The 13,148-nt window shown below is 70.6% G+C and carries 8 protein-coding genes; 3 read left to right on the plus strand and 5 right to left on the minus strand.

The features are described 5' to 3' along the window. The first annotated feature begins 71 nt into the window (after window positions 1–71). Complete coding sequence (locus tag C6376_RS34455) at window positions 72–569, plus strand: hypothetical protein (protein WP_107446985.1); 498 nt, start codon at window positions 72–74, stop codon at window positions 567–569. 346 nt (window positions 570–915) lie between these two features. Here the strand turns inward: C6376_RS34455 and C6376_RS34460 are convergent, their stop codons facing one another. From C6376_RS34460 to C6376_RS34470, 3 genes are all read right to left on the minus strand, one after another. Further along, window positions 916–1,704, minus strand: a complete 789-nt coding sequence (locus C6376_RS34460) for a leucyl/phenylalanyl-tRNA--protein transferase (protein WP_254076184.1) — start codon at window positions 1,702–1,704, stop codon at window positions 916–918. Further along, window positions 1,701–4,985, minus strand: a complete 3,285-nt coding sequence (locus C6376_RS34465) for an amino acid adenylation domain-containing protein (RefSeq protein WP_107446987.1) — start codon at window positions 4,983–4,985, stop codon at window positions 1,701–1,703. Before C6376_RS34465 ends, C6376_RS34460 begins: the two co-directional genes overlap by 4 nt. Before the next feature lie 72 nt (window positions 4,986–5,057). Beyond that, window positions 5,058–8,237 (minus strand): bifunctional diguanylate cyclase/phosphodiesterase, encoded by a 3,180-nt coding sequence (locus tag C6376_RS34470; RefSeq protein ID WP_107446988.1) that lies wholly within the window; start codon window positions 8,235–8,237, stop codon window positions 5,058–5,060. 367 nt (window positions 8,238–8,604) lie between these two features. Between C6376_RS34470 and C6376_RS34475 the strand changes: the two genes are divergently transcribed. Then, entirely contained in the window at window positions 8,605–9,795 is a 1,191-nt protein-coding gene (locus C6376_RS34475) for an MFS transporter (protein WP_107446989.1), read from the plus strand. 216 nt (window positions 9,796–10,011) lie between these two features. Here C6376_RS34475 and C6376_RS34480 read toward each other — a convergent pair whose 3' ends face one another. Further along, complete coding sequence (locus C6376_RS34480) at window positions 10,012–10,779, minus strand: TetR/AcrR family transcriptional regulator (RefSeq protein WP_107446990.1); 768 nt, start codon at window positions 10,777–10,779, stop codon at window positions 10,012–10,014. A 193-nt stretch (window positions 10,780–10,972) separates the two neighbouring features. On the opposite strand from C6376_RS34480, the gene C6376_RS34485 reads away from it, so the two are divergent. Continuing rightward, window positions 10,973–12,055 (plus strand): GNAT family N-acetyltransferase, encoded by a 1,083-nt coding sequence (locus C6376_RS34485; RefSeq protein ID WP_159083345.1) that lies wholly within the window; start codon window positions 10,973–10,975, stop codon window positions 12,053–12,055. A 19-nt stretch (window positions 12,056–12,074) separates the two neighbouring features. Here the strand turns inward: C6376_RS34485 and C6376_RS34490 are convergent, their stop codons facing one another. After that, window positions 12,075–13,142, minus strand: coding sequence for a GNAT family N-acetyltransferase (locus C6376_RS34490; RefSeq protein ID WP_159083346.1), 1,068 nt, complete (start codon window positions 13,140–13,142; stop codon window positions 12,075–12,077). Between the last annotated feature and the right edge of the window lie 6 nt (window positions 13,143–13,148).

The following is a 13,148-nucleotide window of genomic DNA, read 5'->3' on the forward strand; positions in this document are numbered from 1 at the left end:
CGTTGCGGGGCCTTCTGAACACGGGAACTCCCCCACCGGATCTCTCATGCACACACGAAGAAAGGCGCGGAATGCCATCCCTCAACCGCTTCGGGCCCGCTCTCGTTTCGGCCGCGGTCCTGACGTCCCTGGCCATGGCTGTCGCTCCGGCAGCCACGGCAGCCACGACCTCGAAGATCACCAGTCCTGTCCCTGTCGTCCAGGAATCGCAGACCGCGGGGCCCACGTCGGGGACCTGCGCCGCTCTGAGTGCTCAGCTGTCCACGCAGCTGCAGGCCGCCCAGACCGCGCTGGCCGCCACGCCGCCCGACGTCGTCGCGGCCCAGGCGGCAGTCACCGCGGCCCAGGCCACGGTCGTAGCGCTCCAGGCCCAGCTGTGTCTGCCGTCGGTGCCCACGCCCTCGCCGATCTGTGCGGCTCTCGCCCTCCAACTGCACGAGGACCTCAAGGCCCTGATCGCCGCGTTGACGACCTACCCGCTCAACCAGGCCCAGATCACTCTGGCGTTGAACGCGGCGCTCACCACCAGCGCAGCACTCCAGGCCAACGCCTGCGTGAGCGTCGCCTGACCGACGGTTCACCGCGCAACACGGACCTGACGAGTCGTCCGGGAGCGCCGGTGGTCCACTGAGCGGTCCTGACCTCGTGGTCTCCGTGTACGGCGTCGGGTTCGACGGTTCGTCGACGTCGGACCCGACGCTGCGTTCAGCCCCCGAAAACCTCCCGAGGTAGTCGGAGCGGACAGGACGCAGCCGTATCCGAGGGGGATCCGGCCGTGCGACTGCCGGGCCGGCAAGTCCGGCGGACGCAGGGGGCCTTGGGTGCTCAGGAGCGAGGGTGCCGCGGCCTCGGTGGGGGCTCGCTTCCCACGGGTCCGCGCGCCTCGGCACGTATCGAGCAGTCCGACGGCCGCGGTCAGCACGATCCCCTCGGCTGGGCGAGGCGGCGGGCGGGCAAGGTGGCGGTGGGCATCGGGAGGCCGTCGTGCGTGGTGCGGCGGAGCTGTCGCATGTACTGCTCTCGCGGCACGAGGACGCCGCCCAGACTGCGGACGTGCGGACTGTCCCGCTGAGCGTCGAGCAGCACGCCGCCGGCCTGGGCGAAGCGCGCCGCGAGGTCCGTCACCGCCACCCTCGAGGCGCCCGGACGGTGGAAGAACATCGAGTCCATGCTGAAGACCGACCCGAGCCGCAGGCCGAAGACGCCACCGATCAGATCGCCGTCCTCCCACACCTCGGCACTGTGGGCATGACCCAGATCGTGCAGGGTCAGCAGGCTTGAGATCAGCTCTTCGGTGAGCCACAGGGGGGTGCGGTCGCCGCGGCATTCACGGACGACCCGCTCGAACCGCCGGTCCAGGCTGGTCGACCACGGCAGCCGGTTGCGCAGCCGCCGGGCGAGACTCCGGCTGAGGTGCGGGGCGGAGACGGGCAGCACCGGCCTGGGGTCGGGCGACCACCAGGAGACGGCGTAGGGGTCGGCCGATTCCTCCCCCACGAGCCGGATGCGGCCCTCCAGGACCTGATCGGCGAAGACCACCTCGTTGAGGGTGCGGGTGTACTCGTTGGATGCCGGGAACGGATAGACGCCGGCACGGTACGCCGCCAGGAGACAGGCCGGACCGATGTCGGCGGAGAAGGCCACCGGACCGTCGGGCGCCGCTTCCAGCACGTCCAGCGCCTCCCAGTCGGCGCATCGGCTCACCACCGTGCCGCTCCCTGCGCCTGGCCGTCCACCGGCCCGACGAAGTCGGCCTGTCGGAGGAAGTCGATGTAGCGGTCCATCATCCCCGCGTCCACCGGCGGAATGTCGATCCCGGCGTCCGTGAGCGCCCGTTCCGCGTTGCCGCGGGTGAACTCCGGGAAGACGCCCTGGAAGTACATCTCGCTCACGGTGATGTCGGCGCGGGCGCACCGGTCGACGAAGAGCGGGACGAACGGGGTGATCGGGTCGGTGGGGTGCCCGGCCGCGTACTTCACCAGCGTGGCGATCCATTCGGCGTAGGGGATCGTACGGACCGGGTAACCCCGCTTGCGCAGCCGCTCGGCGAGTGAGTTCAGCAGGGCGGGACGGGGGTTGGTGAGGTGGTAGACCTCGCCGCGAGCGGGACGGCGGGTGGAGACGTACCCGATCGCGCGGGCCAGGTGGTCGGCCGGCAGGAAGTCCAGCGGCAGCCGGACGTCAGGGCACAGCCCCGTCCGCGCGATGAAGCTGATGAGGGCGGCCATCTCGCTGCTGGTGTTCATCACGCCGGTTCCGCTGCTGCCCGTGATGTCCATCAGGCGGTAGACGGCGACCGGCAGGCCCGCGGCGGACGCCTTGTGCAGCAGCGCCTCGCCGACCCATTTGGTCTCCACGTATCCCACCGACAGATACTCGGGAAAGCGAAGCGCGGTGCTCTCCGTCGCCTCGTGCACGCCGGCCGGCCCGTATCCGGCGAGCACTGCCATGCTGGAGGTGAAGTGGACGGGGACGGCCCGGCCGGCGGCGAGGCGGATGATCTCGTATGTTCCGTCGACGTTGGCCGCGCGCAACTCGTGGTACGGGTAGATGAAGTTGACCTGGCCGCCGAAGTGGTAGACGGCGTCGATGACCGATCCCAGCTCCTCGAACCGGCTCGGGGACAGCCCCAGTCCGGGCTTCCCCAGGTTGCCGACGACCGGCTGGACGCGCTCGCTGGACAGGTCGCTGAGGACGTAACGCCGGTGGCTCGCGCGGATCCGTTCCATGGCATGGCGCTCGTCGGAGGCCCTGACCAGGCAGAGGATCCGTCCCGTCGTCCTGCGGAGCAGCTCGTCGATCATGTGCGCGCCGCAGAACCCCGTCGCCCCGGTGAGGAGGACGTCGCCGGGGCGCCGGGGGTCCGGAGCCGGCGCGTCACGGCCCACTGCCGGAACACGCCGATCGGTCTCGGCGGTGAAGTCGACGCTCTTGCCGTCCGGGTGGGCCAGCGTGCCGGCACGGGCCTGGCGCACGGACTCGGCGAACGCGGCGAGCGTCGGATACCGCAGCAGTGAGCGGGTCAGGTCGCGGATCTGTGTGATGCCGATGCCGAAGACGACGCGGGTGCGGGCGAGCATTTCCATGGCCAGCAGCGAGTTGCCGCCGAGCTCGAAGAAGTCGTCGTGCGGACGGACGTGGTCCACACCCAGGATCTGGCCCCACAACAGGGCCATCCCCTGCGGTACCGGCCGGTCGTCGGCGTCGGCCGTCGTCGCCGCGGTCCCGGCTTCCGGCATGATCCGCCGGTCGAGCTTTCCGCCGGGCGTGACGGGCAGCCGTTCCATCGGGTGGAAGGACGCCGGGATCATGTAGCCCGGCAGGATCTCGGCGAGCGCGGACCGCAGTCGTGCGGGCACCACCGCCTCGCCGTCGGCGGGCGGTGGGGCCGGCGTGAAGTAGGCGATGAGCTCCCGGTCGCCGCTGGCTCGCGTCCGGGCCACCACCATCGCCTGGCCGACCTGCGGAAGGGAGACGAGCGCGGCCTCGACCTCGGCCGGGTCGACCCGGAACCCGCGGATCTTCATCTGGTCGTCGACCCGGCCCAGAACCTGCACGCTGCCGTCCGGGCGGCAGCGGCCCAGATCCCCGGTCCGGTACATCCGGCCCCCCGGCGCCGAGCCGTGCGGGTCGGGCGGGAACTGTTGTGCGGTCAGGGCGGGCTGCCGCCAGATACCGCGCGCCAGCCCCGGTCCGGCGATGTAGATCTCGCCGCGTTCGCCCGGCGGCACCGGGTGCAGTCCGGCGTCGAGAACGTGGACGTGATTGCCGTCCAGGGGCCTGCCGATCGGAGCGACGGCGGTGTCCGGCGCGGCGAGGACCTCCTCGTTCAGGTCGCAGAGCGTGGAGGTGATGGTGGTCTCGGTGAGCCCGTAGGCGTTGACGAGCCGCGCGCCGGGGATCCGGCGCAGAATGGCGCGGCAGTCCTTCGCGGTGACGATCTCGCCGCCGATGATGACGAGCCTCAGCGACGCGAGGCTCTCGTCGCCGTCCGGGACGGAGACGATCCGGTGCCAGTAGGCGGGGGGCAGGTCGGCGACGGTGATCCCGTGCTCCGGGAGGCGGTGCAGCAGGTCGGTGGGCGCCCACGTGTGCTGTCCCGCGAGGACGAGCGTCGCGCCGCTGATCAGCGTGGCGAAGATCTGCTCCAGTGAGGTGTCGAAGCCGAGCGCCGCGGCGTGCAGCACCCGGTCGCCGGGGGTCAGTTCGTACGCCCGGGCCGCCGCGGTGAGGGAGTGGGCCAGCGACCGATGGGTGATCATCACCCCCTTGGGGGGCCCGGTGGATCCCGAGGTGTAGATCACGTAGGCGAGGTCGTCCGGCCGGGGGCCGGGTGCCGGCGGCGGCGGTCCCGCCGACGGTGTCCGCGTGGCCGGTTCCCCGGCGGCCCCGGCGTGGACGATCCGGGCTTCGCATCCGGTGAACATCGGGGCGTGCTCGGGGCTCGAGACGACGAGGCGTGAACCGGTCCTGGCGACCAGCGCCGCAATCCGTTGCCGCGGAGTCGCCGGGTCGAGGGGCAGGAACGCGCCGCCGGAGCCCAGCACCGCCAGCAGCGCGACGACCAGCTCGGGCACGCGATCGAGGCACACGGTGACGACGGACTCCGCGCCGACGCCCGACTCCCGCAGTTCGTGGGCCAGCAGGTCGGCGCGGCCGGTCAGCTCGGCGTAGCTGAGCCGGCCCTCGTCCGAGAGCACCGCGAGAGCGGACGGCGCACGTCGTGCCTGCTCCCGGACCAGTTCGGGCACGGTGCTCGGCCCGGCACCGGCGGGCCGCCGCCCGGTGCGGGCGCTCGCGGGCCGCATGTCGGTCCACAGACGGTCGACGAGGCTTCGGCAGCACGCGGCGGACGCCGGTCCGCCGATGCGACGCCATCCGGCCGGAATACGGCGATCGGCGGGCCAGATGGCGTACTGCTCCTCGTCGTTGCGCAGTACGACGCACGCAGCCGACTCTGCCAACGGGCGATCACGTTCCGTCACCTTGGGCCTCCTGCCTCGCGCGGAGTCCTGCGGAGCGTGACCTGCACCCCCCGCGGGAGAGGGCCGTCGCCATCACCGCTTCCCCTCCGCGGGCGCCCCGGGCACTTTGGCCGCGGGGACGAGCGGCGGCGCGAGGACGAGGCGCTGCGCCTCTTCGGCGCTGACCGGCTCGGCGAAGAGGTACCCCTGACCGAGGCGGCAGCCCATGGAGATCAGCAACTCCTGCTGCCTCTCGTCCTCCACTCCTTCGGCGATCACGGTGAGGCCGAGTGTGTCGGCGAGATGGGTGATGCCCTCGACAAGAGCGTACTGCTCGGGCGAGCGCCCGAGTTGGTCGATGAACGACTTGTCGATTTTGAGTATCGAGATCGGGAACTCACGCAGATAACTGAGCGACGAGTAGCCCGTTCCGAAATCGTCGATCGCGAAGCGGATGCCGAGATCGGTGAGCGAACTCATCTCGGCCAGGATGCGCTCGTCGTTGTACATCAGCACACTCTCGGTCAGTTCCAGTACGAGAGACGACGGGTCGATGCCGGAGAACTGCAGGGCGCGCCGGACCACGTCGTGGAACTCGTCGTCCCGGAACTGACGCGGCGACACGTTCACACTGACGTACGGTGCGTTGTGGTCGGCCGTCCCGTAATCCAGCACGGAGTCCTCCCACCGCACAGCCTCGGCCGTGGCCTGGTCAAGCACCCAGGCGCCGAGCGGGACGATCTGCCCGCTGTCCTCGGCCAGCGTGATGAACTGCTCCGGCAGCACCATGCCGCGCGTGGAGTGGGGCCAGCGAACGAGCGCCTCGAAGCCGGCGACCCGCCCGCTCGCCAGATCCACGATGGGCTGGTAGAGCACCATGAACGACGTCTCGATCGACGAATTGTCCAGGCCCTCCTGCAACTTGGCGCGCTCGGCCATCCCGCTCTGCAGCTCCGGGTGGTAGTGGCGCCACTGGCGCTTGCCCGCCGTCTTCGCCGCGTACAACGCGAGATCGGCGTGCGTCAGCAGTTCGACCGAGTCGATGCTGTCCTCCGTCGTCGCGACGCCGACGCTGGCGTACGTGCTCACCGGGCCCACACTGAGCCGGAACGGCTCCGCGAACACGGTCATCACGTGTTCGGTGAACTTCTCCACGCCCGCCGGGGTGACGGAGCCCTCCACCAGGAGGGCGAACTCGTCGCCGCCGATGCGCGCGGCGGTGTCGGAGGCACGGACGGTGGTCTGCAGCCGGAGTGACAGCGCGACCAGGAGTTCGTCGCCCACACCGTGGCCGTGTATGTCGTTGACGACCTTGAAGTCGTCCACGTCGATGAAGAGCACGCCGACCACCGTGCCCTCGCGCTGAGCCTGCGTCAGGGCGTGGTTGACCCGTTCCTGGAAGAGCAGGCGGTTGGCCAGTCCGGTGAGCGAGTCATGGAACGCCTGGTGGGTGAGTTCGCGTTCGAGCTTGCGCTGCTCGGTCACGTCCCGCAGGGTGAGCACCACCCCGCCGACGGTGGCCTCCTCGCGCAGGTCGCTCCATCTCACCTCGACCTCGATGGTCGCGTGGTCGGTGCGGACCATGCGCCAGTGCTCGCGTCTGCTCTGGTACTCGCGGCTCCGTATCCGGCCGAGCGTCTCGACCACCGCGCGGCTGTCCTGCGGCGGCACCATGTCGATGAGCAGGGTGCCCTCCAGGTTCGGAACACCCAGCACCTGGTCGGCGGAGGGGCTGGCGTAACGGACCCGGTCGTCCTCGTCGAGGATCAGGATGACGTCGGAGGCGTTCTGCACCAGGGTGCGGAAGTACATCTCGCTGTTGTGCCGGTTGACTTCCTCGGCGAGCGCGACCCTCGCCACGGCAAGTGCCGTCTGCGCGGCGAGAGTCGCCAGTGTGTCGCGGAACACGACCAGTTCGTGCTCGTCCCCGGCCACGACCAGTGCCCCGATCAGTGGATCGCCGGAGGGGTGGTCCTGCGAGGTGAGCGGGCAGACCAGCGCATGGCCGGCGTGGGTCGGCTCCTCGTCCGGGCCCGTGAGACGGGCGGCGAGATCGGGCCCCGCACCGTCGAGGGCCACCAGACTCGTCTCGCCGGACGCGATCAGTTCCCGTACGGCCGCGGTCACCGGCGCGGCCAGCGGCCCGCGTACGCCGCCGTGCGGCCCGTTCAACCAGAGCGTGTCGTCCGGCACGGTGAGCAGCGCGGAACGCGGCGAGCCGTGCGACATCAGCTCCGTCACCGCGCGGTGCACGGCGGCGGCCACGTCCCGCAGATCGCCTGCTCCGCCCAGCGACGACACCGCGTTGCGCAGCACCTTCTCCCGGCCGACCGCCCGCCGGTGGGTCGCCACCACTCCCGCCAGACGGTAGAGCACGAGGAGGAAGAGCACCGCGGAGAACACCCCGATGACGCCGACGCTGGAGCTCACCCCGCGCACCGACTCCGTCAGGAGGATGGCCGGCGCGATCAACGACGCCAGGGTGAGCAGGATCAGCCGGCCCACGCCGGTCTCGGCGCGCCATGGCACCGGCTGGGTCAGCGAACGCATGGTCGGATCGAGCGCGGCGGCCGCCCAGGCGCCGTACAGGACGGCCCAGCCGAGATCGACCGCGGTACCCGTGTGCCAGGTCCCGTTCAGTTGAATCAGGCCGTAGGCCACGTCGGCCGTGAGCAGGCCGACGGTGCCCGCGGTGAGCAGCATGAGGGAGCGGCTCTTGCCGCCACCGCCGGCGAGCAGGCGCAGCAGCATCGCCAGTACGAGGATGTCGCCGAGCGGATAGGCGATGGAGAACGCCTTCTGCACCCAGGTGAGGCCCTCGACGTGGGCGTACGGATCGATGAGGAAGAGCCACGACACCAGCGCCAGACCGACGGTCAGCGTCAGGGCGTCGACGAGGCTCGCGCGGTCGCGCCAACTCGTGCGCCAGTGCACGAAGCCCAGCAGCCCGGCCGCATAGAGCGGATATGCCGCGAGATAGAAGCCGTCGGCGATCGACGGGAAGGGGATCTCCTCGTGGAACACCTGGATGAGGACGATCTGGGCGGTCTGGCCCGCGGCGAAGGCCAGGTTTCCCGCGGCGAGCAACAGCCAGGGGAGTCGGTGAGCGGGGCGATTGAGAAGGACGCCCAGGACGACACCGACAACGCCGGTCGCCCCGATGGCGACGAATATCAGCCGCTCGGTCGGGAAGATGTAGTAGAACACCGTCAGCACCACGATGCATGTGCTGACAGCAGCCGTCACGGCCTGGCTTCGCAGTCGCGCCTTCATCCCAACTAACCTCCTGGGAGGGCCACTTGTCGAGTGGGCCGAGCTGGGCGAACGGCGCCGGGCGACGGCGGCGAAGCCCGTAGGGGCCGGGCTGGCAGAAGGAGAATTCTCCGGGGGGACTCGGCTCCGGTCGCCTGTGGACACGATCGCCGCTGTACGCGGTCGCCGCTGTGCGGGCTCCTTGTCGCCGAAAGGTCGACGTGTCTTCCCAAGCTAACTCGGCTCACCATTTCCCGCATGCGCAGGGCGAGATGCCGCGTCGCGTCGCGACCTACCGCGCCCCGCGTGAGAATCGAGTGCAAGGAGGACGGGGTGGGCGGACCGGATCCGCCCAGCGACGATCGGCTCCTGACGGGGCGTGGAGTCCATGCTCTCCGATTACCGCCGGATCTTCTCTCCCGCAGGCAGTCTGCTCTTCTCCGCCGCGGGCTTCGTCTCACGCCTTCCGCAGTCGATGATCGGCGTCGGCATCGTCGTCATGGTGTCGCGGCTCGGCGGTGACTACTGGCTCGCCGGCTCGGTCTCCGCCACGCAGGCGCTCGCGACCGCGCCGATCGGACCGCAGATCTCCCGGCTGGTCGACCGTCACGGCCAGCGCCGGGTCGTCCTCCCGGCGACGGCCGTGACGGTCGCCGCCATCTGCGCGCTGCTGCTGTGCGCCCGGTACGCCGCTCCGGCCTGGGCGCTGTACGTCGCGGCGGCGGTGGCGGGCTGCATGCCCAGCATGGGTGCGCTCGTCAGGTCCCGCTGGGCGGAGATCCACCGGGAGTCACCGCGGCTGCTGCACACCGCGTACTCGCTGGAGTCGGTGCTCGACGAGGTGGTGTACGTCGTCGGCCCGATCCTGACGATCACTCTGTCCTTCGGAGCCGGGGCCGGGGCCGGACTGCTGACGGCCGCGATCCTGCTCACCGTGGGTGTCCTGCTGTTCGCCGCCCAGCGGCGTACGGAACCGCCGGTACGCACCGAGCCGCAACGCGCCGAGGGAAGCGCGCTGCGCATTCCGGGGATCGGCCTGTCGGTACTGACGGCGACGTCGGTGGGCGCGTCCTACGGTTCGGTGGAGGTCGTGACGGTGGCGTTCGCCGACGCGCACCACCACAAGGCGCTCTCCGGCCTGCTGCTGGGCGTGTACGCGCTGGGCTCGTGCCTGGCGGGCGTGGTCTTCGGCGCGGTCAGGCCGCGCGGGGCGATCACGCGGCGGTTGCTGGTCAGTGTCTGCGCGATGGTGGTGACGATGGCTCCGCTGCTGTTCGCGCCGGGTCTCGCGGTGCTGGCGGGGCTGCTCTTCGTGGCGGGCATGTCCATCGCCCCGGTCCTGATCACCACGATGGGCCTGGTGGGCCACCTGGCGCCGGCCGCCCGGCTCACCGAGAGCATCACCTGGATCGTCTCGGGCCTCTCCGCCGGGGTGGCGCTGGGCTACGCCGCGGGCGGGTGGGTGGTCGACGCGGCGGAGGCCCCGGCGGGCTACGGGGTGCCGTGCACGGCGGCCCTGCTCGCCGCCACGACGGTCCTTCTCGCCCTGCCGCGTCTGGCTCGCGCCGACGCGACATGAGTGCGGCCGGAGCGCCGCCGAGCGTGACGGGGCGCCCGGCCCCGCGGACGGCGGCACGGCCTGGCCACGGGCTCCCGCGACGATCCGGAGCGGGGGCCGGGGACGTCCCGACCACGCCGATGCGCGGAACGCGTCGAGCCTGGGCGTAGGGAGCGCGGCGGCCCTGATGGTCGAGCCTGCGGCGGACCCGGAGCCGTTCACCCTGCGCCACGGGCGCTACTGCTCCTCGCGGCCCGCCCCGGTGAGTCGGTCGAGCAGGGCGTCCAGCCCGGCGGTCAGGCCATCGACCCCGCCCTTCTCGGCGAGGGCCGGGGCGGCCTGACGGAGTCTGGGCAGTTCCTGGGGCGACATGCGGTGCAGGCCGAGTCGGAACGCGGGGTCCGGCTCTTCGGGGTTGTCCACCATCGGCTGCAGCTCCACGGACACGTAGCCCAGCAGCCAGGCGGTGAAGGCACGGAAGACGGTGGCGGCGGTGGCTTCGTCGAACCCGGCCTCCAGCAGCAGGGCGAGCAGGCGTTCGTGGCTCCTGAGGACGGCGGCGGGGCGCTGCGCGAGCGGAACGGCCAGCATGCGCGTGGCCAGCAGCGGCACCGCCCGAGGATGAGTGAGGCAGACGTCGTACATCGTCCGTGCGAAGCGATGGAGTCCGGTGCGCCACCCAGGGGCGGCGGCAGCCGAGGCCTCGGCCTCGGGCCCGGCGGTCAGCCGTTCCTCCAACTCGAGGTACAGCGCCTCGACCAGTCCGTCCAGCAGGGCGTCCTTGCTCGCCGCGTACCGGTAGAGCGCCATGGCCTCCACGCCCAGCTCGGCGCCCAGCCGGCGCATGCTCAGGGGTGAGAGCCCTTCCCGGTCGACCAGTTCCAGGGCGGCGGCCAGCACCCGCTCCCGGCTGAGCCTGCCGTACCGCCCACGGTCGCTGGCGCGTCGCGCAGGCGACGCAACCGCCTCATCCTTCTTATGGGCTCCGGCCCGCTTCTCGGCCATGTCCCGCCTCCTCACCCCGTGGTATGTGCCGTGTTTCCTGGCAGTGACGCCTTGTCTACCACGTACCTTTACATTGTAAACCTTTTCTGCTCGTCTGAGATGCCCGCCTTCCGTGCGCAGCCTAGGATCGGACCGTGGACGCAGGTCTCCCCGTCGCCAGGGTCATTCCCCGCACACCAGGCAGGAGAAGGCTGTGAGCACATCTGTACTCCTGGTCAACACCTCTGCAGGTCCTGTGCAGATCACCACCCCCGCACCGCGTGGCACCTGGTCGAAGCTGGCCGACGAAGATCCGGCCACCCGCATCACCCAGACTCCGGTCTGGCTGGACTGCATCTGCGCCACGGGCCCGTACCGGGACGCCAGTCGGCTGTACGAGTTCGAGGACGGCAGGCGGTTGCTGCTCCCCTTGGTGGCCAGCCGGCGCCGCCCGCTCTGGCTGGGCGAGGAGGAATCCTGGCCGGGCGAGTGGGGCATCGGGGGGCACTTGTGTCCGGGAGGCGTCGGTTCGACGGAAGCCCGGGCGGTGTTCGACGACCTCGAGAGGCGACCGGCCAACCGGGTGAGTGTGCGGTTCCGGCCGGAGGAGGACGACGTGTGGGCGCGCACCGCGCCGGCGAGCTTCCGGGTGCAGTCGCAGGAAATACACGTCCTGAACCTCGAGGGCGGATTCCGCACCGTGTGGGAGCGCCGCTTCCACCAGGGCGTACGGCGGGGGGTCCGCCGCGCCGAGAAATCCGACATCGACGTAGAGGTGGACCGGACCGGCCGTCTGGTCCCGGTCTTCTACGACTTGTTCGAGCAGTCGATCGTGCGCTGGGCCGAACAGCAGCACGAGCCGCTGGCACTGGCCCGGTGGCGCAGGAAGCATGTCTTTCCCCTGCGCCTGCTGGAAACCGTCGCCGCCCGGCTCGGAGACTCGTACGCGATGTGGATGGCCTGGCACGCCGGGGAGCCGGCCGCGGCGATCATCGTGCTGCGTCACAACAACCACGCCTTGTTCTGGCGCGCGGCCATGAACCGGGAGTTGGCTCATCCGACCCGGGCCAATCACCTGCTGCACCGGCTGGCGATCGAGGATCTGTGTGCGACGGGCTGCCGGCAGTACGACTTCGGCGGGTCTCTCCAAGGGGAATCCCTCGCCCGGTTCAAGGAGAGCTTCGGAACGGACCGCTCACCGTCCGCTCGTTACTACCGTGAGCGGCTTCCCCTCTACGCACCCGACCGAGGGCTTCGGAAGGCCGTGCGGCGCGCGATTCGCTTCCAGGGTTACTGACGCTCTTCCCGACAGGCCGTCAGCGCAGCCGGTCGGCAGCGTTCGCCGCCTTCACCGCGGCGCGATGGACCGCCGGGTTGGTGCGAATCGCCTCACGAGCGGTGCGCCCCGACGCCATCCGCGCCCGGCACAGCGCTGCCTTGGGGGTGTGCCGGGCGACGTACCCCTCGGTGACGGTCAGTTCCGCCGTCTTGAGATCGTCCTTGTGCGTCCCGGCGCCCTTGCCCAGGTCGATGTGGACGATACCGCGATCCGCGGCGGCCTCGGCGAGCTTGAGGCACAACAGGATGCCGGGCGAGTAACGGGCGAACCGGGTGTCGTAGGTGGGAAACCAGCCGGCGAGCACCTGGGACGACCGCAACTGATAGCGCATGGCGACGGGCTCCTCACCCGCGTAGAGCACGGACAGGGTGCCGGAGCAGGACTCCGAGGAGACATCGAAGAGCTCTCGCAGAATCGCCTGGAACGACTCCTGGGACAGCAGGTCGCGACGCCCCTTCTCCCGCAACTGGGCGGACTTCCAGCGGATCAGGGTGTCGAGGAGTGCACTTTCGGACGCATGGAACACCAGACGGACCGGGCCCACTTCACGGGTCAGCTTTCGTTCCTTCTGACGCGCCGACTTGAGGAACTTGCGGTGCAGATGTTCGAAGTACGTGCTGTGGTCGCCGTTCAGCTCCATGATGGGCGAGCCGGCTCGGGCGCGAGGCGTGCCGGCGGCCTCGAAGGGCGTCTGTCCCGCCGCCAGGTGGTCGTACTCCCACATCGCGAGATCGCACGCCCGGAGCAGCTCCACCGGATCCCAGTCGAGGCCGGGCTCGTGAATCAGGCCCTGGCAGTCGCAGAAGCCCGAGCCGATGGGCTTGCCTGAGCCGAGGGCATGCCGTTCGAAGGGGAAGAAGCCAACAGTTCGGGACCCCTCGGAGAGCCGCGCGACACGGGCGGTCGCCCGCTGGTGCCCCACAGCAAGGGTGAACTCGGGAGAGAGGAAAGGGTTGGCCAGCGTGAGGTCGGCAGCCTGCATGGCGCGCCACGCGGTGAGGTCGGCAGGGGTCAGCTCGTCGGGTCGGAGGACAGTGACATCCATCGCGAT

Origin of the sequence: Streptomyces sp. P3, assembly GCF_003032475.1 — a bacterium.
In the GTDB taxonomy this organism is placed as follows: domain Bacteria; phylum Actinomycetota; class Actinomycetes; order Streptomycetales; family Streptomycetaceae; genus Streptomyces.